This window comes from Edwardsiella tarda ATCC 15947 = NBRC 105688, assembly GCF_003113495.2.
Classification (GTDB): domain Bacteria; phylum Pseudomonadota; class Gammaproteobacteria; order Enterobacterales; family Enterobacteriaceae; genus Edwardsiella; species Edwardsiella tarda.
This window is the reverse complement of record NZ_CP084506.1, coordinates 1517352-1539901: the sequence shown is the minus strand read 5'-3', so window position 1 is coordinate 1539901 and position 22550 is coordinate 1517352. Positions and strand designations below refer to the sequence as shown.

Below are 22550 nucleotides of genomic sequence, written 5' to 3'. Positions count from 1 at the left end.
ACCGGGTTCAGCCGCTCTTTGCCGACAGGGAAGCCCTATGTTCATCTCCGACGAAACCCTACGTATCATTCAGTTAGTCGCCCGCCATCAAAGCATCACCAGCGCGGCCGAGCAGTTGAATAAGGTGCCATCGGCCATCAGCTATACCATCAAAAAGAGTGAAGAGGCGCTCGGTGCGACGCTATTCCTGCGCAAGGGGCGCTATATCGAACTCACCCCGGCCGGGCGTTACTTTATTGAACATAGCCGCACCATCATCGGCGACATGGAGGCGTTGCGACGCAACACCGTGCTGATCCACGACGGCGTGGAGCGGGAGATCGCCATCGCGGTCAACAATATTATTCCCAATACCGTGCTAGTGACGTTTATCCGCGATTTCGAACAACAATTTCCCACCACCACCCTCACGGTCAATCTTGAGGTGTACAACGGCTGTTGGGACGCCCTCTACAGCCGCCGTGCCGATCTGGTCATCGGCGCCCCTCACGCCGTGCCCAGTAGTGAGGGCATCATCAGCGAGGCGTGAGGGCAAATGGAGTGGGATTTCGTGGTCAGCCCGCTCCACCCGCTGGCCGCCGCGCGCCATCCGCTGGAGAACGCCGAGCTCCGCCACCATACGGCGGTCTGTATCCGCGATACGGCGATCAATTTTCCTCCGTTACAGGCCTGGCTGCTTGAAGGACAAAAGCCGCTGTTCGTCCCGGATTTTACTACCGCCATCGCGCTGATCGAACAGAATGTCGGCATCGGCTATATTCCCCACCATCTGGCGCTGCCATTACTGAATAGCGGCCGCATCCTGAAAAAACCGATGCGGGAGCACAAGCACGCCACCAAACTCTTTCTGGCGGCGCGCTCCGATGGTATGGGCAAGGTGGGTAACTGGTGTATGGATTATCTACAACATCCCAGCATCATCGCTCGCCTAAGCGGTGGTAGTTAAGATCGCGCGCCGAGGTTCCGCCAGCCCCATACCATCAACACCAAGTAGAGCAGCGATAAAAAGAAAAAACTCAACGATAAGCTCAGACGTTCAATACAGATAGCCTGTAACCATGGAATCACCGCGCCGCCAATGCCCGCCATGACCATGGCGGCAGCGGCAAGATGCGCGATTGCCGGATACTTATCGATGGTATGACCAAAGATGATCGGATAGAGAATTGCATTTCCAGCCCCCGTCAAAATGAGCAACCAGCCACCGATGTCATTATTCAAGATAGCGGCTAATGCCACTGCTACAGCGCAACCCAATGTTGCCGCGCTAAAAGCCATGCCATGATTAACGCTTTTCGCCATATAGCCATAGCCCAAACGTCCTAGCAACGCGCCTCCCCAATAGAAGGAGACCAAGGACATGGCAAAGGCCATACTCTAGCCGCTATTGACCATGAAATATTTCACCAGGCTGGTCGCCAATGCGACCTCGACACCCACATAGATAAAAATCGCCGCAACACTATACAACACTGGGCGATGGCGCCTTAATTCGCTCCCTAGCGAAAGTGAGGTCTGCGAACATGCGACATCGGGCAGTCGGAACCAGATAATCGCGCCGCTCAAGAGTAACGAGAGTAACGCGATCGCTAACCATAACAGACTGATCGGCTGTTCCCGAGCCACGGCATCGAAAGGCGCCAAACGTAGCGACAGCGCCACCACCAGCGGTGCCAGCGTCGTGCCCAACGAGTTAACCGCAGAGGCAAGACATAAGTTCGAGATCCGTCGCTGTGGTGCACTCAACAATGCCAAATACGGATTCGCCACAACCTGCATCGCCGCCACACCCGTCGCCACGATAAACATCGCCATCAATGCCGCCAGAAAAGCGTCTCGCCATAGTGCCAACGCTAAGAGCAGACTTCCGACAGCGGTACCACACAATGCCAGTAAGAGCATGCGACGATATCCCCACCACGCGATCGCTCGGGAGCACGGCAGACAGGCCAGGAATGGCGCCAAATAGAAGACTACCGTAATCCAAATAGATTGCTGCCAAGAGAGTGCGAAGTATTGATAGAAGAAAATTATCAATACACTGGTAAACGCTGTAATATTTCCCCATAAGAAAAACACCATCCCTAAGATCGAAAAATTTTTATTCATTTCTTGTCGTTCTCTATCAGAATTGTTATTAATTGAACAATGGAGTGAATCAACGGGAAGTGACAGATGGAATTGGAGAATGTGTTTCGTAACATTAAGTTAAGCAAGACCGAGATCACGGTATTACGCTTCATCCAAAACGATCCTGAGCAATGCCTGAGGGTTGGCATACGGCGGGTCGCCGAACTTTGCTATAGTAACCCCTCATCATTGGTCAGGCTGGCAAAAAAATTAAATTTTAGCGGCTGGTTGGAGTTGGTTTATTTTATTAAGTTCAATATCACATTGCCTAAACTAGATATCACCAATGATATTAACTTTATGAATATCCAACCCTCCGCTAACCTCCCCCTACTATTAGAACGCTTACATCATGATCGTATCCTGATTCACGGCAGTGGGTTCTCACAGCTGATCGCACAGTATATTTACAATAAGCTCCTGGTGATTGGCGCAAATGCTAGTCTCGCCTTATGGCCAGACTATGAAATTTTAGAGCAAAAAAATTCAGTAAAATTTGACTCTATCTGGTTGGTCTCCAAGTCTGGACGAAGTACTTCGGCACTAAACTGGGTCAAAGCCTTACAGGGTAAAGATATTGCATTAATCTGTTTTAGTGGCGATCACCAAAGTCCACTGGCACAAGCTGCTGACACTTCTATCATTATTCATGACCCACAAAAATTTGACGACGATATCTATTGGAGCAACCCCTTCTTCGGCTACTGTATCTTAGGGTTCGAACATCTCCTCAAACTGTGGTTTCGGCAGCACCCCAACGGGGCGCCGTCGAATAATGACGCCCCCACCTCTATCATCGCCAAGTACTAAATGACTCTTCGCTCAGATAAGCGTCAACCAATCGCTTCGCCAGTGACCACGATCCAATCAATGGATGAGCCATTAATGCCTGGATGGCTAAGCTACGGTCCTGAGCCAAGATCGCTGCAACAGCCAGACGCTCGTACTCCTTAACACAGCGAATCATATTTTTCTGCGCCTCGGGAACATGGCTTGGAGTGACCGGTTTCAATCCCTCTTTACTGAGGTCGCAACTAATTTCGATAACATCATCAGGATGTAGAAAATCCAATGTTTGGTGATTTTGTAACGAGACAACAATACGCTTAGTATCGCTACTGGTCACCGCCTCAAGAATATCTAAGGCCACGCCAGCATAGCCACCGCTATCCGCCTCGGCGATGAACTGTGATAACGTCAGTGCCGCTCGTGTGTTGCATTTTTCCTGCTGGGACTCACTTTGCATATAACTATTTTCACGCCGCAGATAATGGCGCATCCAGATGTCAAAAGCCACCTCCGGCTCTTTGTGCACATCAACACCAGAGAGCTCCTCACGCATCTCGTGATTAATTCGCGCAATCATTTCGCCGCGTGTCTCTCGTGCGTTTTTAATTGCCTGAAGCGCCTCCTCTCGATAGTAATAATAATATAAATACTCATTCAGCAACTGCTTATCACAGAGTTCCACCAACTCCTTGGAAAAATACTGCATCGTCGTCTTACGATAAAGCTCAGGATTACTAATCAGCTTATCCGTGACATCCTCGCCTCGCACCCTAAAATGGCGAAACCAGGAAAAATGATTCAGGCCATAACATTCGACACTTAAGTCAGATGCAGAGCAGGCAAGTATCCCCGGCAACTCTCTAATGAGTTCTGAGGGGGCATCACAAATACCATAAACCGGTCGTTTAAATCCTGATTTAATAATCGCTTCGGTTACTAACCCTGAAGGATTAGTAAAATTAAAGAGAATTGCATCAGGTGCAGAATGTTTTTCAATCAAGCGGCAATAGTCTAAAATAGCGGGGATTGAACGTAGCGCCATAGCAAAACCACCAGCACCAGTCGTCTCTTGCCCCAAAGTATTATGGGCTAATGCGATCCGCTCATCGCGCACCCGACTCTCATCTCCGCCGACTCGTAACGTAGTAATGATATAATTACTTCCCTGTAAGGCAGGGATTGCATCATCTGTCAGAGTAAAGTGAATATCCGGACGGATAGCATTAAAGACATAACGGGCAAGTTCACCGAAAGTACTGAGATTATCTTCAGAATTATCGAGAAACACCACCTCTTGTAAACCAATGCGATGAGCATTATATGCCAATGATTTCGCCAAAAATATGGAGCGAACACCGCCCCCGCCTAATACGGTTAATTTCATAACAACTCCCAATTAATTATTAGCTAGCCAGTTATCCACCCGGGTTCTTACCTGTCCAACGCGTACACCATAAATAACCTGAAGCTCATTCTGATTACGTACCACGCCATTTGCGCCCGTGCTTTTTAATAATGGCTCATCGATTTTTTCCGGATCATGCAACGTTACACGTAAGCGCGTAAAACAGTTGTCGACGGAGATAATATTTTCTTTACCACCCAACCCTCGAATAATCTCATCGGTTACGGCTCCCCCAGCTTGACTCTGTTTTTGATGATAGTCTGCCTTACTATATAACTTCACCTCACCCTCATCCTCACGACCAGGCGTTTTCAGTTTAAGGCGGATAACCAGCGTTCTAAAAATTACATAGTAGGCGGCAAATTGCCCGACACCTATCAGGATATACACCGGCCAACGCGTTAGTGAGACGGGTAGCGGCAAGTTATAAATCAAGAATTCAATCAGTCCGGAGGCTCCCCAAGGACGCACGCTCAACAAATCACACAGCGCCTGTGACGCTGCCGTCAGCGTCGCGTGAATCACCCACAACAGCGGTGAGACAAACAGGAAGGTAAACTCTATAGGCTCGGTTATCCCCGTCAGGATCGAGGTAATAATGGCCGGCAACAGGATCGCCTTAGCCATCTTTTTGCGCTCGGGATTAGCGGTATGATAGAAGGCTAACGCCGCACCAGATAAACCAAAGATGGTCGTCATCCCTTGCTGAGAGAAGCGTAATGCCGCATCCATCACCGGCGTCAAATCTGGATGGCGCATATAGGCTAAGAAGATAGCCTGTGTGCCAGAGACCGTCTGACCATCAACGTTTAGCGTACCGCCAATCTGAGTTAACTGAAAAGGAGACCAGACAAAATGGTGCAGCCCTGTAGGGATAAGAAACTTCTCAAAAAAGCCATAAACAAAGACGCCGATCACCCCCGCATTTTTCATAAAGCTGGTTAACGCGCTAATACCATGCGTCATGATCGGCCAAAACCAAGTTAAGGCTATGGCATAGAAAATAATCACCGGCGTCATCACAATCAACGTCAACTTCGCGCCACCATACATGGATAACGCTCCCGGCAACTCAATCGTCGAAACCTTGTTATGGACCCAAGCGATGGTACAACCCAGAATGATCCCTAAAAAGATCCCCATATCGACCACCACAAAACCTAACAGTTGTGTTTGCCCGGTACCATAATATTCACCATTGACTTTTTCAGCGACACCCTGGGTATGTTCCAACCATGAGTGATTCGCACCTAAGAACATAATGAAACACATCACGGCAACCAATGCCACCTCGGTTTTTTTATCTTTCGCTAGGCCGTAGCTGATGCCGACACAAAATAGTAAGCCTAAATTACCAAATAGAGGCCAGAAGGTATCGCCAAGTAGCTGTCCGACCTGATGTAGAAAACTACTTTCAGAAATAAGTGTAGGATTGGTTAGTACCGAACTTAACGCTAAAATCAGTCCGATCACCGGTAGAAATAAAACGGCTCCGATCATGGCCCTGGAGAATCTTTGCATATCCGCCAGAATATGCTGACGCATGGTTACAGACATGGTCACTCCTTATATTTATGAGACTGCTGGCATTTATCAAATAATTATTCCAACGATTTATTTATAGCAATGATGGTAGATGATAGAAACCCGTTGCAGGAAATAGGCACGAGTTAACTCAAAGTGAATACCTGTTTCTGATCTTAGTGCGATATACATCACAGATGAGCACACGCATTCACACCTCAGTATGCAAGCATGGGGCGCTGATTCGACATCACGGACAGGAAAAAGAGAACAATGGATCTCACCCGCGACATCGCTGAGACCAGGGCGGGATGTAAGAGAACACGTCAATCGACGGAGGGAGCATAACCCTACGCCGACAGACGGATATTAGGGTAGTGTGACCTCAGCGAGAGGAGCTCAAAAGCGGAGACGCTCGCTGATCCGCGCCCCCTGAATGATGAATATCCTCCGCGCCTGCCTACCTCACGATCTCGCCGGGATCAGGCGCCACGACAGCGCGGCCAACAGAAACAGGATCAGGCTGGCGATGATCAGTACCGTGCTATGCGCCGACAGAAAGGCCTCGCTGGCGATGTTGAGCACCGTCTCCCGATTATCCGGGCTCAGCTGTGCGGCCACCTGGATGGTCTCCCCCAGCGAGCTACCGAACTCGGTGGGAGCCATCTCGCCCAGACGCTCACGCAGATTGCCGACATAGAACAGCGACAGCAGGATCCCGAATAGGGTCACGCCGAGGCCGGTGCCCAACTCATAGGCCATCCCTTCGATCGCCCCCACCGCCGCCGCCTTATCCTTCGGCGCCGCCGCCAGGATGGTCGAGGTAGCCGACAGGAACGCCATCTCCAGGCCAACCCCCAGCAGGATCATCAACAGCGTCGACGTCACATAGGCTGCCGTCACATCGATCAACGCCAGGCTCAGCAGGGCCGCGCCCCCCACGACTAATCCGATACAGGCCGTGAGTTTAAAGCCGAGTCGGTTTAGCAGCATCACCACCAGGAAGGAGGAGAGGCCAAACGACAGAATAAAGGGGAACATGAAGAGGCCTGCCTGTAACGGCGAATAGCCATGAGTAAACTGCAACTCTTGCGCCATTAACAGCTCAAACCCCACCACCGCCACCATCGAAAATACCACCACCACGGTACTGGTCGACACCATCGGGTTGCCAAACAGGGAGAAGTCGATCAGCGGATGCTCACTCCGCAGGGAGAAGCGAATGAAGCCATACATCACCAATAGACCGATGAGCAACACCGCCAGGTTAAAAAACGTCAATGCCGCGAAGACATGCTTAAGACCGAAGACGATGGCGATGATCGCGCTAATGAATACCAGCGCCTGCAATAGATTGATGCTTTGCCGGTTATTTGTCTCTTGGCGTCGCAACAGATAGACGATCAAGGGGATAGAGAGCAGCACGATGGGAATATTGATCAAAAACACTAACGTCCAATCATAATGATTCAGGATATAACCGCCGACTAGCGGCCCCAATGCCGCGCCACCACCGCCGACAAAGGCCCACACGCCGATCGCCCTATTACGCTCGGCACTCTCGGTAAAGACATCGCGCAGACAGGCGAGCGTCGCCGGTAAGATCATAGAGGCCCCCAGCGCCAACAGCGCTCGGGAGGCAATCAGCATCTGCGCGCTCTGAGAGCGCGCCGCCGCCAACGACGCCAAGCCGAAGATCAGCACGCCGACCAGCATCAGCTTCTTATAACCGATGCGATCACCGAGGCTGCCCATCGGTAACAATAATCCCGCCATCAATAAGGCATAAATATCGATTACCCACAGCAGCTGATTACTGGTTAAATTCAGGCTACGGTTTAACGTCGGCACTGCGACATGCAAAATGGTCGCGTCCAGCGACACGGGCAAGTAGACTAAGATAATAACGAATAATACCGTTATCTTTTTTAACGTGAACATAAAAAATCTTTCCATCCCGAAGTGGTGCACCGATCGGCGCGTCGTTTATTCGACCTTAAAATAGTATTTAACAAACTCAGCAGAGTGCGTCTCCCAGACGATCGGCGTCCCTTTACGAATAATCCAGCTATCCCCTGGGTGATAAGTCTTACGCTCGCCCGTCGCGCTATTGGTTAGGGTCACACTCCCCTGCAACACGGTCGCTAACTCTGAGAAAGGAAATGTCATACTGAACTTATTCTGCTTCACGGCAAAATAACCCGCATCGACGCGACGCGCTGGATCATTAATAAGATATTTACCATAGATTTTCCCATCACCGTCAAGAAGGGTGGCCTGCAGCTGCGAGAGATCGCCCCAGTCATCCAGCTGCGCTAACGTCATATCGGAGCGCGCCTTATCCAAGATAGCGAGCGGTTCAGCAGACGTGGGAGCCGCATAGGCCTGACCCGTCAGCGAGAACAACGCCGTAGTCCACGCCAAAAATAATATTTTCATCGTTTAATTCCTTTAAATAATGACCGGGGTGACTCAGCACATCGGATACCGGCTATAGCGTGGCGACTCATCCGCGTGGCAGACAACTTGCAGTAGGATGACGTCGCTAACGGTATAGCCTCACGGAGATTAATTGCGTCCGTTACGCGTCACGATACAGTGGATAGTCGACATACCCTTTGTGTCCACCGCCATATAAGGTCGTAGCGTCCAATGTATTCAGTGGGAGATCCTCCGCTAAGCGGCGCGGTAAATCCGGATTCGCGATAAAGGGTCGACCAAAACCGAATATATCGCCGACAGCGCTGGCTAACATTTGCCGTGCCTTGTCCGCCGTATACAGACCGCTATACATAATCGGTACCGAGAACGCCTTCCTCAATGCGCGGCGAAACGTTAATGGTAGCCCCTCGCTACCTTGCCAATCGGGCTCGGCGATAGAGAGATAACCGATACGTAAATCCTGCAAAAGTTGCGCGGCGGCGATATAGGTTGCCTGGGGATCGGCTTCCACCAACCCCAAATAGACGCGCTCCTCATCCGTCGAACTGAATAGCGGCGAAAAGCGCACCCCGATACGCTGGCTGTCATAGACCTCACTCACCGCCTGCACGATCTCCCGCAAGAAACGTAGGCGATTGTTCAGCGAGCCGCCATACTCATCGCGACGCTGGTTTGTGTGCTCCGAGATAAACTGATTGATTAAATAGCCATTAGCGGCATGTATCTCAACGCCATCAAACCCCGCCTGTTTGGCATTGATCGCGGCCTGCTTATACAGCGTAACCAACGCCTTCACCTCGGCAGTAGAAAGTTCGCGTGGTTCCGAGGGCGGTACCAGTTTTCCTTCACCTGGCGCCGTTTCAATAAAGACCCGCACCGACGTAGCGGACAATGCCGAGGGCGCAACGGGCGGCTGACCATCCGGTTGTAACGCGACATGCGAGACACGCCCCACGTGCCACAACTGGCAAAAGATCAGCCCACCCTGTTGATGCACACGCTCCGTCACCTGACGCCAACCGGCGATCTGCGCAGCACTATGGATCCCCGGCGTCCAGGCATATCCTTGACCACGAGGCTCGATCTGTGTGCCTTCGGTAATCATCAACCCGGCACCGACACGCTGTTGATAATATTCCACCATCAGAGCACCAGGAATATTGCCGGGTTGCTCACTGCGACAGCGTGTTAAGGGCGGTAGCACGATCCGATTCTTTAAATCCAGATCACCTAAGCGTAGTGGAGAAAAAAGGGTATCATTCTGCATAAATTAAATTAATCCAATTAAATAGTAAAAAACACGCTGACACTACGGAGATAAAATATAGGCCGAGATGTGCCGCTCCAGCGCCTGCTCGGCTTGTTCGATAAGGGCATGATAATGGCCGGGCAAATCAACCACCTCTTCAGCGATGGTGTTATACAGAAACAGCACCTCCGACGCCTTTACGCCATTAAAACTGGCGACATTGGCATTAAGATGTTGTGCCATATGTTGGTCATTAGCTCGCTTAATAAATCCCCTCTCGGTCTCCCCGACTAAGGCAACCCAGAGGATTTTTTTCGCCGGCGGTGAACTCCCGGCACCATAGGTGATGCCATGATTCCAGACCCGATCGATATATCCCTTTAATATTGCCGGCATGGCGTACCACCAGACGGGAAAGATGATAATCATTAAATCATTAGGGGATAACTCGCTGGCTAATTGCTGCACCTGGGGTGAATAGATCTTGCCTGGATTATGCCAATCGGGCTCATCCGCCTCGCCTAGTCGGGGATCAAACCCTACACGATATAAATCTGTCTCCCGCACGCTCATGTCATAGGCACTCGCCCGATCTTTTACGCGCGCGGCGATCTGCGCGGTCAAACTATCGGCACGTGGATTAGCCCAAATCATATGGATCTTTTTCATCTTGTTCCCTCTGATTCCTGGATTCATTATTCAACGGAAGGTCGCCGCGAGATGTCCCTCATACAGATAATACTCCTCGACTTCATCTTCATCCCGCCAATAGAACGTCTCACTCGCGATCTTGTGCAGTCCCTTCTTCTCGTAAAATTGATAATTCGACGAGCTATCCGTAAAGACAAAAAAGGTATCGATACCTTGTGCCTGTAGATAGGTAATAAATTGATGGTACAAACGGTTCCCGAGTCCTAAGCCGCGGAACTGGGCATCGATGGCAAAGAAATTCAATGACGCATGATAGTGACGATGTGTACGCTGCAATAACCGCTGATTGACGCGTAACGTATCAATATATTGCGCAAACACCTCACTTTTACCATTACGAGCGATCAACGCCGACATCGCCGTCAATCGCTTATAGCTAAATTGACTCTCATAGAGAAAGTCGGGCGATTGGCCGACGGTAATAATGCCGATGATCTGCTGCGCGCAGCGCGCCACATAAATTTTTTGCGATGAGAGAATAATGTCATTTAAAAAATACTCGGCCATCGGCGAGACCTGATCATCCTCCAGCCAATCGTCATACTCCCATGTTTTAATAATCAACGTGGTCAGTTGGGCATAAGCGTCGCCATCGATCTGCGAGAGTTCGGCTATCTCAATAGAATTCATCACCGTAGCATTTCCTTATTATTAGGTTGTCCCTCGTCCAGCGCATCGTTTTCGCCGCGCGAGCACTCAGGTGGCGTGTCTCAGTCAGCGTCACGCGAGTAATGTGGGCACTATACACACGATTGAGCGGTTGCTCAATATTAAAAATGAGCAGTCGCTCAATTTGTGCATAATGATTTAATTCAAATAAAATCAATGCATTATATGATTTCCGTGAAAATATCTTGAGGAATATCAGCAGGAAAGGCTCAACAGATTCCATCTCGGCATGCTCCCGCCACCCTACAGCGCGGCCCGCGGCTACAGGCGTGTCAACGTGGGTGCAACGATGCGAGTCACAATGAATGAGTGGTATAGCGCGGTACAGTATTTTGCGCTGACGATGCCCCGCCGGCGGCGTCGACTGCGATCGATCCAATCTGGCCGTCATCGCCACGATGATTCACTGGGGGTGGCCCTAAGAGGAGAGGCATGCGAATGGGCCGCAGCGGCTCGATGGTGGTATGCGAGATCCCGTTGACCAGATGGCGATCCCCCGACTATCAACACCACCCGCAACCACACCACCCGGCCGCCACAGGCCGAAGATCGCCAGGTTGCAACGGCAAGTCGCGGGGCATCATCAACGGTGTTGTCCGTGAGGTCGTCGCTCAGTCAGATCTCGACGCGCAAGAGGAAAGCGGGACAGGAGATGCCATCGCGCTCGCGATCATGGCGCGCGGAGAGAAAAGGCTCATGGCGCGAGCCCCTCTCCACATAGACGCGCCATGCTATCCTCGCCTGCTCTTCCCGCCCGTGCGGCGGGTCGAACGGCACATGGGCCTTTCAGCCCTGACGCGCCTTAAAGCGAGGGTTGCTCTTACAGATGACATACAGCTTGCCGTGGCGACGCACAATACGGCAATCGGGGTGGCGCTGTTTCGCCCTCTTTAACGAAGCCAAGACCTTCATCCGCGCGTCCCCCCGGTCAGTGCGCCGAAACGGCGGGTAAAGCGGGCGACCTGTCCATCCTGACTCACCTGTTTCTGCTTCCCGGTATAGAAGCTGTGCGAGGCGCTGGAGACATCCAGGGTCACATAAGGATAGTCGCGACCATCATGCCAACGATAGCTACGCTGAGTGGCAATGGTGGAGCCTAGCAGGAAGAATGCATCGGCCGCGATGTCGTGGAACAACACCGGACGATACGCCGGGTGGATACCTTTTTTCATCTCAACTCCATTTTGTTATGTTATAACATATGATTTTTGCAGTGTAATGGAAGTCACCACGGATTAGCAAGCCCGGATATCACGCCCGATCACAGCGCGGCCCAAGTCATCGGAGGGAGAAGGCGTCCTATCAAGGCGCACTGCCTGGCGTCGCAGGGACACGCCAACCCACCATGGCGCACTGCGAGATCCCTAACGCCGCACAATGTTAAATAATTTTCATTTACACTGTTACCGATATTGATTAGCGTTATCAACAAAGAGCCCGCTCACGGTATTATCGTCAATGAAAACTCACTACGCCTCATCGTTGCCCCTCGACACGCGCCAGGGAGACGTTGCCGCCGCATCAGCGCATGATGCCTTGGCAACGCTGCCGGTGGACCACAGCCACACCATGCAAAGCGCCTACCGCCGACAGCTACGACGACGCTTGGCACTGCTCGCCATCTTGTTGGCGGCCATCGTCGCCTCGCTGCTACTGGACTTCGCCCTCGGCCCCTCTGGCCTCTCCCCGGCTACGCTATGGCACACGCTCTGGCACCCCGACGCCGCCGATCCCGCGACGCGGGTCATCGTCTGGGATATCCGTTTACCCTATGCACTGATGGCTTTGATGGTCGGCATGGTGCTGGGGTTGGCGGGCGCCGAGATGCAGACCATCCTGAATAACCCGCTGGCCAGCCCCTTCACCCTGGGCGTCTCTTCCGCCGCCGCCCTCGGCGCCGCCCTGGCCATCGTGTTGGGGCTATCGCTGCCCGGATTGGATGCACAGTGGGCGATCTCCGCCAATGCTTTCCTCTGCGCCCTACTGGCCACCCTGTTGCTGTATGTCGTCAGCCGCTGGAGTGGCGTCGCCACCTCCGGCGTCGTCCTGTTCGGCATCGCATTGGTCTTCACCTTCAACGCCCTGGTCGCCATGCTGCAATTCATCGCCAGCGAAGATACCCTGCAAGGGCTGGTGTTTTGGACCATGGGCAGTTTGGCGCGGACCTCCTGGACAAAGTTAGCGTTATTGAGTGCCGCCTTACTGCTCTTGCTTCCCTTCTCCCTACGTAGCGCCTGGCAACTCACCGCGCTACGCCTCGGGGAGGAGCGCGCGAGCAGCTTTGGCATCGACGTCCGCCGGCTGCGCCTGACCACCCTGCTACGCGTCAGCACCCTCTCGGCGCTGGCGGTCGCTTTCGTCGGGCCGATCGGCTTCATTGGTTTGGTGGCGCCGCACATCGCGCGCCTCCTATTCGGCGAAGATCATCGCTTTTACCTGCCCGCCAGCGCCCTCTGCGGAGCATTGGTACTCTCCTTGGCCTCCGTCGCCGCCAAAAATCTGTTCTCCGGCGTCGTGCTACCCGTAGGCATCGTCACCGCGCTGGTCGGCGTCCCCTTCTTCCTCAGCATCATCTTTCGTCATCGGGGGCGTGTATAATGCAGGGTCTACAGATCGATGCCTTGAGCGCTGGCTATGGTGCGCGTACGGTCATTGAACGCCTCAGCGTAGAACAGCTGGCGCGTGGACAAATCTGCGCCTTACTCGGCCCCAACGGCTGCGGAAAATCGACGCTGTTGCGCGCGCTGGCCGGGCTACACCCGGCGCGCGGTAGCCTGCGGCTCAATGGCCAACAGTTAGTGGGCCTGACACCGGCGCACCGTAGCCGCCAGGTGGTCTATTTGCCGCAGTCGCTGCCCGATGGCGTACGCCTGAGTGTGCTGGAGTCAGTCTTGGTGGCACAGCGCGCCGCCGGTGAGGCGCGCGCCGACCCGCAGGCTGTCTTGGCGCTACTGACTCGCCTCGGGATCGACCATCTGGCGCTACATCATCTCGATGCCCTCTCCGGCGGGCAAAAACAGCTGGTTGGACTGGCACAATCGCTGATCCGTCGCCCCGCGTTACTGTTGCTGGATGAGCCGCTCAGCGCCTTGGATCTCAACTACCAGTTCCATGTGATGACGCTGCTGCGCGAGGAGACTCAACGACGTAACATCGTGACCCTCGTCGTGTTGCACGATCTCAACATCGCATTGCGCCACGCCGATCACGCCTTGTTACTCGCGCGCGGGCGGTATATCGCCGACGGGCCACCGCAGTCGGTGATCACCCCGGCGCATCTGGCCCAGGTCTATGGTGTCCAGGCTCGCGTCGAGTCCTGCTCCTCAGGGCATCCCCAACTGATAATCGATGGACTCAGCACGCCGCCGCTACGCTAGCCCTCCGACTCGCTGCGCCACGCCTGCGCGCCGCAGCGAGTCCTATCGCCCTCTTAACGCTTAGCACGCGTCATATCCGCCCTTGCCACCACGGCGCCATGTCCCCCTATCCTTAGATCTGCACATCACCATGTCTCAATGCATCCACGCATCCACGCATCCACGCATCCACGCATCCACGCATCCACGCATCCACGCATCCACGCATCCACGCATCCACGCATCCACGCATCCACGCATCCACGCATCCACGCATCAAAAAATAACCTTCACAAACATAATGTTATATTTTTTTATGGCGAACGCCGCGTCCCCTCTGGCTTCGCCCCATTCTGAAACAATTTGCAACATTTATTCGTTTTCTCACCCCAACCATTCTCGCTAACATCAACAAAATGAGAATCATTACTATTATCATTAATAATTATGTTAGAATTATCACTCTCTGCTAAGTTAGCTCGCCAGCCGGTATTTGGCATTCTCAACTCACTGCTGCATCCGATGCTGGTTGAGATGATCGCCTGCGCCGGCTACGACTTTGTCATCCTCGACATGGAGCACCTGGCTCACGACGAAACGCGACTACAGCACTGCATCCAGCTTGCTCAGAACCAGGGCTGCGCACCGCTGGTACGCGTCCCTGACGCCACGGCCAAGCGTATCGGTCGGGTGTTAGATCTCGGCGCCCACGGCATCGTACTCCCCCAGGTCGAATCCATCGAACAGGTACGCACGGCACGCGATGCCATGCGCTTCCCACCACTCGGACGACGCGGTATCACCGGTGGCAGCGTCACCGGCTTCGGTAGCCGTCCGCTGGACGACTATCTACACCAGGCCAATCAAGGGTTGGTTCTCATCCCGATGATCGAGTCGCCTGCCGGGCTGGCCCTACTCGATGAGCTACTGGCGCTCGAGGGCGTCAGCATGATCCTCGAGGGCGCGCTAGACCTCGCGCTCAGTCTGGGGTTAGGTGCCCAGCCGACTCATCCGCTGGTAACCCGCCAACTGCGCCGATTGGCCCGCCGCTGCCGCGCCGCCGGCATACCCTTCTGTGCCAATCCGCGCAACGAGCAACAGCAAGCCTACTGGCAACGCGCCGGCATCAGCGCCTGGCTATGCGGCGAGGACCGTGGCCTGCTGTTCCGCACATTACGCCAACGGCGCGACACGCTCTGTGCCGCGACATCCCGCGGCACCTCTCGCGCCGCCCTCACCCTGTAACACGGATACTGCCTATGTCTCACTCTGCACCTCTGGTCATCGTCAGCCATGTCGTGAATGCCGCACTCATCGATGGCTTTATTCCTGCGGCTCAGCGGCTGGGATTACCCATACTGCTACTCACCGATCGCGCCGCCGAACACCGCGCCCGACTCGACAGCAATATCGATCTGACGGCATGCGACGTCTTTAATCCGCTCGCCATCCTAGAGACCCTGACGGCGTTGGGAGTCACGCCTTGCGGTCTATTCAGCAACAGTGACCATCTCCAGAGCGCTTGCGCCATCGCCGCGGCCGCCCTCGAACTACCGGGCAAGCCATGGCCGATTTGCTACGCCGCCAAAGAGAAGTGGCGCATGCGCCAGCGGCTGGCGCACCTAGGACTCCCCTCCGTCTGGTCGTTGCCATTGTTGCCCGATACGCCCATCGACCCCGACTGGCCGTGGCCCTTAGTGCTGAAGCCCAGCCAAGGCGTGGCCTCGCTGCACGTCACTCGGGTAGAGAACCCCGCGCAATTAGCCGCGGCGCGCGACGCCTTCCCGCCCGGCAGTACGATTCTGTTAGAGCAGTATCTTCCAGGCCCCCTGTTTACTCTCGAGACACTAGGCGACGGTGAGCGGCTGATCGCCATCGGTGGCTTTGACGTCACCCTCGGTGCTGCCCCCTATTTCATCGAAACCCAGGCGCACTGGCCAGGGGAGCAGAGTCAACGCTGGCAAGCTCAAGCGCTGGCACAACTGCAACGCTTCGGCGTCGGGCTCGGTGTATGCCACAGCGAATTCATCGTCGGTCCACACGGCCCCGTGTTGGTTGAGATCAACTATCGCAGCATCGGCGATGGAAGAGAGTTTCTCTTGGATCGCCTACTGCCCTCAGGCTGGTTCGCCCCTATTCTGCGCCTCCATCTCGGCCAGGCATTACCCGAGATCGAGCTGCCTGCGACGGTGGCGCTAATCCACTATCTGGTCGCCGAGCGCGCTGGCATCCTGCGTCGTCCACCGGCACCGCACTGTCCGCCCGGCGTCAGCTATCAAGCGCTGCGTCGCCGTGGCGAGCGCATCCAACAGACCCACTCCAACAAAGACTATCTGGGCGTGCTCTACCTGCAAGCGGCGGATCGACCGCAGCTACAAGCGCTGAGTGAGCAGGCCCTGCCCTCACTAACCTGGGAGATCGCGCAATGAATCAACGCCACTATATTACGCAGCGCATCATCGACGCCTGCCTTCGCGAGGATGTCGCCGGCCTCGTGAGCCAGGCGACGCTGCGCCAAGAGGGGGATATCCACTGGCTGTACGCCACGCACCTCTCCGTCCCACTGCGCCTGGCTGTGCTCCCGCATGACTATATGCAATCCTGGCGCGCCGCCGCCCCCCACTGGCAGGAGCGGCACGCCGGGGAGTGGCGTGACTGTTCAGGTTACGAGGCATGGCTGACACGCCTGACACCGGCGGACGATCCCGAGGCGCGCCAGCTGTATGCCGCCTACCGTGCCGAGGCTGACGCCGCCTGTCAGCAGGGTGAACTCTGCCGCGCCATCTTCACCGAACAGGCCGCCGCCTTAACGCCCGATCTGGCGCGCTGTAGCTGGGGCGAGCGTCTACGCCATGCCGATCGCATGGCCAGCTTCCTCGACCACCCCTATTACCCCACCGCCCGCGCCAAGTTCGGCTTCAACGCCGAGCAATTACGTGCCTACGCCCCTGAGTTTGCCCCCAGCTTCGCCCTGCGTTGGCTGGCCGTCCCCCGCGCAGCCGTGACCCTTTGCGACGATCAGCCGCTGCCAACCTGGTGGCCGCAACCGGCACAGGTTGGGCTGGATCCTCGTCTCGTCGCCCACCATATCCTGCTGCCGGTACATCCACTGACCTGGCCACAGCTCGACGCGCTACCGCCCGGCAGCCTGGCGGCGCCCGCGGCGTATCTCACGGTCTATCCCACGCTATCGGTCCGCACCGTCCAGCTCGCCGACGACCCCACTTGCCATATCAAGGTTCCCTTGGCGATGCGCACCTTAGGGCAGAAAAATCTACGTCTCATCAAGCCATCGACGCTGTATGACGGGCAATGGTTCGCCGACCTTCTGCCACGGCTGGCGCGACGCGATCCGTTACTGTGCGGACGTCTACGCCACGTCGACGAAAGCGTTGGCGCTCACGTCGGCGACAATAGGCTACTGGCCTTCCTACTGCGCCGCTACCCGGCGCCTCGCGCCGACGAAACGCTGGCACCGGTGGCAGCCCTCGGCAGCCGGCTACCCGATGGACGCAGCTACCTGCGCTTCGTGCTCGCTCAACCCGGCATGCCCTCACTCACCGCATGGTGGCAGGAATACTGTTCGCTAATGGCCGAGGTCCACCTGACCCTCTGGCTACGTTACGGCATCGCGCTAGAGTCCAATCAACAAAACGCCATGCTCAGCCTGGTTCCCGGTCAGCCACTGACGCTGATGATGAAAGACAACGACGCCGCCCGCCTATGGCCGCCCCGTTTTCGAGCCGCCTGCCCCGATCTGGCCGAACGCCTCGTTCTGCTGCGCGACGAACGTATCTGCGTGGATGACGAGCAGGCGCTGGCGCAGATGTTCATTACCATCACCTTACAACTCGATCTGGCGGCCGTGCTGGAAAGCCTCGCCGCCGCCGGTGAACTGGAGCGTTCCGCCGCCTATCGAACACTGCGTCAAGCCCTGGCACAAACCCTGGAGAAGCTGGCGAGTCAGGGCGTCGAGACCGCTTTTGCGCGCCACGTGCTGTTCGACGATCCCCGTCAGCCGGTGAAGTATCTCCTACAAAGCGGCAGCCTGCTCAGTAAGCGCGCCTCGGGGGCGGCGGACATCAATAAGTTTTATGGCCACAGCGGCCCGAACTTCCTGCGTAGCGAGACGGCGTAGCATGGTACCGATCCTGCCTATCGTTCTGGCTTGCCATTTTCTCGCGGCGTTCACCGTCCTCGGCGTACCGCTGTTTCTGCCAGCCCTACTGCGCGGTTTCCACATTGCGCCCGCCAGTCCCTGGATCGGCCTGCTCTACACGCTACCGACGGTCGTCATGGCGCTGAGCGCACCGTTCTGGGGGCGCTTCGCCGATCGCTATGGTTGCCGCCTGTCGTTACAACGAGCGCTGCTGGGGCTAACGCTGGCCTTCATCCTGGCTGGCGCCGCGCCCTCATTGCCTTGGCTGATCATGGCCTTACTCCTGCAAGGTTTGGCCGGTGGGACCTTGGCCGCCGCCAATGGCTACCTGTACCGTCACTATCCGGGTGAAGCGTTGGCGCACGCGCTCAACTGGACACAGTTCTCTGCTCGACTGGCCCTGCTAAGCGCCCCACCACTCCTCGGATTGGCGCTGGGGCAAGACGGGATACACGCGGCGCAAACGCTCTGGCTATGGCTCGCGCTGTTGCCGCTGGCTGGCTTGTTGCTCAGCCTGGGATTACCGGACGATCAGCGCGTGCACCACGCGACACCGAGCGCGCTCCCCAAGCGACGCAGGCGCGCATCCCCCTCTTCCGCGCCGACGGATTACGGCATCCTGCTCACGTTACAATTTCTGTTCAGCTTCGCCATGGTCACCACCTTTCCCTATTTCTTGCCCTACGCCCAGGGCTGGGTCAGGCAACCGGCGCTGATCGGCGTGCTCTATAGCTGGCCTCATCTGCTGTATCTGTTATTGCTCCCCATGGTGCAACGGACGCGCGCGACGCGGCGCCCGCTCGCCTGGGGACTGGGCATGTTGGCACTGTCCGCCCTATGGCAAGGTCACCTCAGCACCATCGCCGCGTTACTGGCTGCCCGTACCCTCTTCGGACTGGGAATGCTGATGACCTATATCGGCCTCAATCGCCACATCGCCACGCGTCTGCGTGACCACGATGCCGCCTACCGTCTGGCGCAATTGGACGCCAGCGCCAAATGGGCCGGCGTCGCGGCAGGCCTGTGTGCTGCCGGCTTAAGCGCCCGCTTCTCGCCGGCCGCCCCGTTTATCGCCTCTGCCGCCGCGGCCCTGGCCGCGCTGGCGCTCTGCCTGCTTTTCCCCTTTAAGGAGCCTTGCCATGACTACCGATGCCCTGACGCCTAACCCTGTCGCCAGCGAGCAGCGCGAGCCTTACACGGCGGCCTGCCACGCCACTTTTACCGCCCTGCTCAATTGCTATATCCGCGAATTCGCCCTCGGCGACGACGGCGTACATCTGTGCCCACGTGGCGACATCCCCCAGGCGTTGAGTTCTCCCTTAATAGAGGGCGAGCCCATACGCCTGACGCTTCCCGCGAGCGCCTGCCTCTTGGCCGTCAAGGCGCGACGCTGGAGCCTGCTGGGACGTGGTGACTTCGATCAGGTCCCCTTTGTGAAACGCTTTGGCCAAGCCTGGCGGCCGCTGACGCCAACACAGGCCTGCGCGCTACTACAACGCGAGATGGCCGCACGCCTTGGGGTGGATCATAACGCGGAGTTGGCCGAGCAGATCGCCAACAGTAGCGCCGTGACGGCGACCTTCCTGGCCGACGACTTCCGCCCGACGCCCGACTACATCGGCAGTGAGCAGAGCCTGATCTGGGGACATCCGCTGCACCCCAGTCCAAAGAGCCGCAGCGGCGTCGACCCACGCGCCCTGCTGGCCTGTTCCCCCGAGGTCGGCGCCCGCTTTCCGCTGTTCTGGTTTCGCATCGATCCCTGTCTGCTCAGCCAGCAAGGACACGACGACATCGGCGCGCTACTGTACGAATTGAGCGGTGCGCACAATCTGTACCCCTGCCATCCCTGGGAAGTCGAGCACATTATGCGCTCTCCGCTGTACCTCCGCGCCGTCCGCCAGGGGATGATCACCCCGCTCGGCGCACGCGGCACGGCGCTGCTACCGACCTCATCGGTGCGTACCCTGTTTCACCCCACCTTGCCGTGGTTCCTCAAGTGCTCGATCCATGTACGGCTGACCAACTGCGTGCGCAAGAACGCCTGGTACGAACTCGAGAGCGCCGTCACCCTAAGCGCCCTGCTCGACGACGCCTTCCGGTGGCTTGAGCGTGCGGTTCCCGGCCTGAGCATATTGCGCGAACCCAACGCGACGACCCTCGACTTCAGCCCCCTCGCCCAAGCGCACGAACAGGCGGCGGTATGCCACCTGCAAGAGTGTTTCGGCATCCTGTATCGCCAGGCTCTGCCCCCCAGCGTTCGGCAGAGCGACCAGGCGCACCTAGCCGGTACTCTCTTTGGCCTCGACCGCGACGGTGACAGCCCGCTGCGCCACCTTATCCGAGAACTGGCCGCCCTACGCGGTCTCGAGTACGCGGAGACGGCGCAACTCTGGCTGGATCGCTATCTGAGCCTGCTACTCCCCAGCGTCCTGTCGGCCTTCTTCGACCAGGGGATTGTCTTCGAGCCGCATCTACAAAATGTGTTGATCGGGCTGGAAGCGCACCTGCCCTGCCGCCTGTGGCTACGCGACCTGGAGGGAACCAAGCTCGATCGAAGCCAATGGGATGCCAGCCGCCTGGCCTCCCTGTCCGACGCGGCTCGCCAGTCGGTGTGGTATAGCCGCCATCAGGGTTGGCAACGCATCGCCTACTGCCTGTTCGTCAATCACCTCTCCGAGGCTCTATTCCGCTTGGCGGACGGCGATCGCTCGCTGGAGCAGCGCCTCTGGGATCGCCTGGCGCACCATCTGCAAGCCTGGCGCCATCAGCCGGAGATCGCCGCGCTACTGGCAGGCGCTCCGCTCCCCAGCAAAAACAACCTGCGGACGCGACTACTGCAACGTCGCGATCGGCAGTCCGACTACACCCCCTTAGCCCATCCGATGAGGAGCCGTCCATGACCCCCGCCGTACGACGTGAAATCCGTAAGCTGCAACAGCAACACAGCCCGTTTTGTGCTTATCTGTATGATCTCACGGCGTTGCGTGAACGCATCGCCGACATGAAACATCGGCTACCCATAGGCTGTGAGCTATTTTACGCCGCCAAGGCCAACGCCGAAGCGCCGATCCTACGCACCCTGGCACCATGGGTCGATGGCTTTGAGGCGGCCTCCGGGGGGGAGCTGGCCTGGCTCGCACAGCAGTCGCTGGACAGCAAATTACTGTTCGGCGGCCCCGGCAAATTGACCAGCGAATTGGCGTTAGCCTGTGAGCTGAAAGTCGACGCCTTGCATGTCGAGAGCCTCAGCGAGTTGCAGCGCCTGGCCATGCTGGCCGAGCAGCGGCGCCAGGTACTGCCCCTGTTATTACGGATGAATATCCCCTTACCCGGCGGGACAGATACCCCGCTGATGATGGCTGGCAGGCCGACGCCCTTCGGCCTGGACACCACCGATCTGGCCGCGGCGCTGCGGTTGATCGCCGACTGCCGCTGGCTGAGGCTACGCGGGTTCCACTTCCATCTACTCTCCCACCAACTCAGCGTCGACAACCATCTGGCATTGATCCAGCACTGCCTGACACAGGTCGGGCAGTGGTGCCGGCAATTTCAGTTATCGATCGAGATGGTCAATCTCGGCGGTGGTTTCGGCATCAACTACCGCGATCCGAGCCACCACTTCGACTGGGACGACTTCTGCCAACGCCTGCCCGCCGTCCGCCACGCCTGCCAGGCGACGTCCTGGCTGCTGCGCTTCGAGTGCGGACGCTACATCAGCGCCCCCTGTGGCTACTATGTTATGGAGGTATTGGACATCAAACGTAACTTGGGCGAGTGGTTCGCCATCGGCCATGGCGGCACTCACCACTTCCGCACCCCGGTGGCCCAGGGGCACGACCATCCATTCCAGGTGGTACGCCGCGAGACGCCCGCGCAAATCCGCGATCAACGCGTCACCCTCGTCGGCCAGCTATGCACGCCCAAGGATGTGCTCGCGCGTCGCCAACCCATATCCGCACTGGCTCCGGGTGACTGGCTAGTCTTCCCGTTGGCGGGGGCCTACGCCTGGAACATCTCTCATCGGCACTTCCTGATGCACGCCGCGCCGCACACGGTTTGGCTGGTATGAGACCCATGGCCACCATCCTGTCCCGATCACTATCTGCATGAGATCCG

The 22550-nt window shown here is 56.6% G+C and carries 21 protein-coding genes and 1 pseudogene; 10 read left to right on the top strand and 12 right to left on the bottom strand.

Annotated elements, in window-relative coordinates:
- Window positions 1-37: 37 nt before the first annotated feature.
- Window positions 38-946: pseudogene (locus DCL27_RS17710) on the top strand (LysR substrate-binding domain-containing protein).
- Here the strand turns inward: DCL27_RS17710 and DCL27_RS07130 are convergent.
- Together DCL27_RS07130 and DCL27_RS07125 are read right to left on the bottom strand one after the other, a co-directional pair.
- Window positions 943-1374 (bottom strand): MFS transporter, encoded by a 432-nt coding sequence (locus DCL27_RS07130; protein WP_035597928.1) that lies wholly within the window; start codon window positions 1372-1374, stop codon window positions 943-945. The pseudogene DCL27_RS17710 and the gene DCL27_RS07130 overlap by 4 nt on opposite strands.
- Window positions 1375-1377: 3 nt before the next feature.
- On the bottom strand, window positions 1378-2109 hold the full coding sequence (locus tag DCL27_RS07125; protein ID WP_146196426.1) for an MFS transporter: 732 nt from the start codon (window positions 2107-2109) through the stop codon (window positions 1378-1380).
- 66 nt (window positions 2110-2175) lie between these two features.
- Here DCL27_RS07125 and DCL27_RS07120 point away from each other — a divergent pair, with 66 nt between their 5' ends.
- A complete protein-coding gene (locus DCL27_RS07120) occupies window positions 2176-2940 on the top strand; it encodes a MurR/RpiR family transcriptional regulator (protein ID WP_035597923.1) in 765 nt (254 codons plus the stop codon).
- On the opposite strand, the gene DCL27_RS07115 is transcribed toward DCL27_RS07120, so the two are convergent.
- The 10 genes from DCL27_RS07115 to DCL27_RS07070 all read right to left on the bottom strand — a co-directional run bounded on the left by DCL27_RS07115 (window position 2924) and on the right by DCL27_RS07070 (window position 12091).
- Complete coding sequence (locus DCL27_RS07115; RefSeq protein WP_035597920.1) at window positions 2924-4303, bottom strand: family 4 glycosyl hydrolase; 1380 nt, start codon at window positions 4301-4303, stop codon at window positions 2924-2926. The genes DCL27_RS07120 and DCL27_RS07115 overlap by 17 nt on opposite strands.
- A 12-nt stretch (window positions 4304-4315) precedes the next feature.
- A complete protein-coding gene (locus DCL27_RS07110) occupies window positions 4316-5881 on the bottom strand; it encodes a PTS transporter subunit EIIC (RefSeq protein WP_080582827.1) in 1566 nt (521 codons plus the stop codon).
- A 432-nt stretch (window positions 5882-6313) separates the two neighbouring features.
- Entirely contained in the window at window positions 6314-7789 is a 1476-nt protein-coding gene (locus DCL27_RS07105) for an MFS transporter (RefSeq protein WP_005294018.1), read from the bottom strand.
- 45 nt (window positions 7790-7834) lie between these two features.
- Window positions 7835-8287, bottom strand: coding sequence for a cupin domain-containing protein (locus tag DCL27_RS07100; RefSeq protein WP_005286855.1), 453 nt, complete (start codon window positions 8285-8287; stop codon window positions 7835-7837).
- Window positions 8288-8429: 142 nt separating this feature from the next.
- Window positions 8430-9557 carry an alkene reductase gene (locus tag DCL27_RS07095; RefSeq protein WP_035597917.1) on the bottom strand — a complete coding sequence of 376 codons (1128 nt, stop codon included), beginning with the start codon at window positions 9555-9557 and terminating at the stop codon, window positions 8430-8432.
- A 42-nt stretch (window positions 9558-9599) separates the two neighbouring features.
- On the bottom strand, window positions 9600-10208 hold the full coding sequence (locus DCL27_RS07090; RefSeq protein WP_005294013.1) for an NAD(P)H oxidoreductase: 609 nt from the start codon (window positions 10206-10208) through the stop codon (window positions 9600-9602).
- Between the two features lie 30 nt (window positions 10209-10238).
- Window positions 10239-10880: a GNAT family N-acetyltransferase gene (locus DCL27_RS07085; RefSeq protein WP_005286863.1), complete on the bottom strand. Its 642-nt coding sequence runs from the start codon at window positions 10878-10880 to the stop codon at window positions 10239-10241.
- Entirely contained in the window at window positions 10867-11142 is a 276-nt protein-coding gene (locus tag DCL27_RS07080) for a hypothetical protein (RefSeq protein ID WP_035597906.1), read from the bottom strand. The genes DCL27_RS07085 and DCL27_RS07080 overlap by 14 nt, the downstream gene beginning before the upstream one ends.
- Window positions 11143-11705: 563 nt before the next feature.
- Complete coding sequence (ykgO, locus tag DCL27_RS07075; protein WP_005286868.1) at window positions 11706-11831, bottom strand: type B 50S ribosomal protein L36; 126 nt, start codon at window positions 11829-11831, stop codon at window positions 11706-11708.
- The gene (locus tag DCL27_RS07070) at window positions 11828-12091 is read right to left on the bottom strand and encodes a type B 50S ribosomal protein L31 (protein WP_005286872.1); all 264 of its coding nucleotides are present in this window, start codon (window positions 12089-12091) and stop codon (window positions 11828-11830) included. The genes ykgO and DCL27_RS07070 overlap by 4 nt, the downstream gene beginning before the upstream one ends.
- Before the next feature lie 397 nt (window positions 12092-12488).
- On the opposite strand from DCL27_RS07070, the gene DCL27_RS07065 reads away from it, so the two are divergent.
- From DCL27_RS07065 to DCL27_RS07030, 8 genes are all read left to right on the top strand, one after another.
- Entirely contained in the window at window positions 12489-13517 is a 1029-nt protein-coding gene (locus DCL27_RS07065) for a FecCD family ABC transporter permease (RefSeq protein ID WP_047060779.1), read from the top strand.
- Entirely contained in the window at window positions 13517-14296 is a 780-nt protein-coding gene (locus DCL27_RS07060; protein ID WP_035597901.1) for an ABC transporter ATP-binding protein, read from the top strand. The genes DCL27_RS07065 and DCL27_RS07060 overlap by 1 nt, the downstream gene beginning before the upstream one ends.
- A gap of 426 nt (window positions 14297-14722) precedes the next feature.
- Complete coding sequence (locus DCL27_RS07055) at window positions 14723-15520, top strand: HpcH/HpaI aldolase family protein (protein WP_005286887.1); 798 nt, start codon at window positions 14723-14725, stop codon at window positions 15518-15520.
- A gap of 14 nt (window positions 15521-15534) precedes the next feature.
- A complete protein-coding gene (locus DCL27_RS07050; RefSeq protein WP_228594490.1) occupies window positions 15535-16704 on the top strand; it encodes an ATP-grasp domain-containing protein in 1170 nt (389 codons plus the stop codon).
- Entirely contained in the window at window positions 16701-18413 is a 1713-nt protein-coding gene (locus tag DCL27_RS07045) for an IucA/IucC family protein (RefSeq protein WP_035599075.1), read from the top strand. Before DCL27_RS07050 ends, DCL27_RS07045 begins: the two co-directional genes overlap by 4 nt.
- Window position 18414: 1 nt before the next feature.
- Window positions 18415-19599 carry an MFS transporter gene (locus DCL27_RS07040; protein ID WP_035599078.1) on the top strand — a complete coding sequence of 395 codons (1185 nt, stop codon included), beginning with the start codon at window positions 18415-18417 and terminating at the stop codon, window positions 19597-19599.
- Window positions 19574-21334 (top strand): IucA/IucC family protein, encoded by a 1761-nt coding sequence (locus DCL27_RS07035; protein WP_005286899.1) that lies wholly within the window; start codon window positions 19574-19576, stop codon window positions 21332-21334. The genes DCL27_RS07040 and DCL27_RS07035 overlap by 26 nt, the downstream gene beginning before the upstream one ends.
- Window positions 21331-22503, top strand: a complete 1173-nt coding sequence (locus tag DCL27_RS07030; RefSeq protein ID WP_005293996.1) for a type III PLP-dependent enzyme — start codon at window positions 21331-21333, stop codon at window positions 22501-22503. The genes DCL27_RS07035 and DCL27_RS07030 overlap by 4 nt, the downstream gene beginning before the upstream one ends.
- Window positions 22504-22550: the final 47 nt, after the last annotated feature.

Excerpts from the sequence above, each read along its gene's own strand:
- DCL27_RS07130 (WP_035597928.1), bottom strand. The coding sequence starts at position 1,374 with ATGGCCTTTGCCATGTCCTTGGTCTCCTTCTATTGGGGAGGCGCGTTG.
- DCL27_RS07125 (WP_146196426.1), bottom strand. The coding sequence starts at position 2,109 with ATGAATAAAAATTTTTCGATCTTAGGGATGGTGTTTTTCTTATGGGGA.
- DCL27_RS07120 (WP_035597923.1), top strand. The coding sequence starts at position 2,176 with ATGGAATTGGAGAATGTGTTTCGTAACATTAAGTTAAGCAAGACCGAG.
- DCL27_RS07115 (WP_035597920.1), bottom strand. The coding sequence starts at position 4,303 with ATGAAATTAACCGTATTAGGCGGGGGCGGTGTTCGCTCCATATTTTTG.
- DCL27_RS07110 (WP_080582827.1), bottom strand. The coding sequence starts at position 5,881 with ATGTCTGTAACCATGCGTCAGCATATTCTGGCGGATATGCAAAGATTC.
- DCL27_RS07105 (WP_005294018.1), bottom strand. The coding sequence starts at position 7,789 with ATGTTCACGTTAAAAAAGATAACGGTATTATTCGTTATTATCTTAGTC.
- DCL27_RS07100 (WP_005286855.1), bottom strand. The coding sequence starts at position 8,287 with ATGAAAATATTATTTTTGGCGTGGACTACGGCGTTGTTCTCGCTGACG.
- DCL27_RS07095 (WP_035597917.1), bottom strand. The coding sequence starts at position 9,557 with ATGCAGAATGATACCCTTTTTTCTCCACTACGCTTAGGTGATCTGGAT.
- DCL27_RS07090 (WP_005294013.1), bottom strand. The coding sequence starts at position 10,208 with ATGAAAAAGATCCATATGATTTGGGCTAATCCACGTGCCGATAGTTTG.
- DCL27_RS07085 (WP_005286863.1), bottom strand. The coding sequence starts at position 10,880 with ATGAATTCTATTGAGATAGCCGAACTCTCGCAGATCGATGGCGACGCT.
- DCL27_RS07080 (WP_035597906.1), bottom strand. The coding sequence starts at position 11,142 with ATGGAATCTGTTGAGCCTTTCCTGCTGATATTCCTCAAGATATTTTCA.
- ykgO (WP_005286868.1), bottom strand. The coding sequence starts at position 11,831 with ATGAAGGTCTTGGCTTCGTTAAAGAGGGCGAAACAGCGCCACCCCGAT.
- DCL27_RS07070 (WP_005286872.1), bottom strand. The coding sequence starts at position 12,091 with ATGAAAAAAGGTATCCACCCGGCGTATCGTCCGGTGTTGTTCCACGAC.
- DCL27_RS07065 (WP_047060779.1), top strand. The coding sequence starts at position 12,489 with ATGCAAAGCGCCTACCGCCGACAGCTACGACGACGCTTGGCACTGCTC.
- DCL27_RS07060 (WP_035597901.1), top strand. The coding sequence starts at position 13,517 with ATGCAGGGTCTACAGATCGATGCCTTGAGCGCTGGCTATGGTGCGCGT.
- DCL27_RS07055 (WP_005286887.1), top strand. The coding sequence starts at position 14,723 with ATGTTAGAATTATCACTCTCTGCTAAGTTAGCTCGCCAGCCGGTATTT.
- DCL27_RS07050 (WP_228594490.1), top strand. The coding sequence starts at position 15,535 with ATGTCTCACTCTGCACCTCTGGTCATCGTCAGCCATGTCGTGAATGCC.
- DCL27_RS07045 (WP_035599075.1), top strand. The coding sequence starts at position 16,701 with ATGAATCAACGCCACTATATTACGCAGCGCATCATCGACGCCTGCCTT.
- DCL27_RS07040 (WP_035599078.1), top strand. The coding sequence starts at position 18,415 with ATGGTACCGATCCTGCCTATCGTTCTGGCTTGCCATTTTCTCGCGGCG.
- DCL27_RS07035 (WP_005286899.1), top strand. The coding sequence starts at position 19,574 with ATGACTACCGATGCCCTGACGCCTAACCCTGTCGCCAGCGAGCAGCGC.
- DCL27_RS07030 (WP_005293996.1), top strand. The coding sequence starts at position 21,331 with ATGACCCCCGCCGTACGACGTGAAATCCGTAAGCTGCAACAGCAACAC.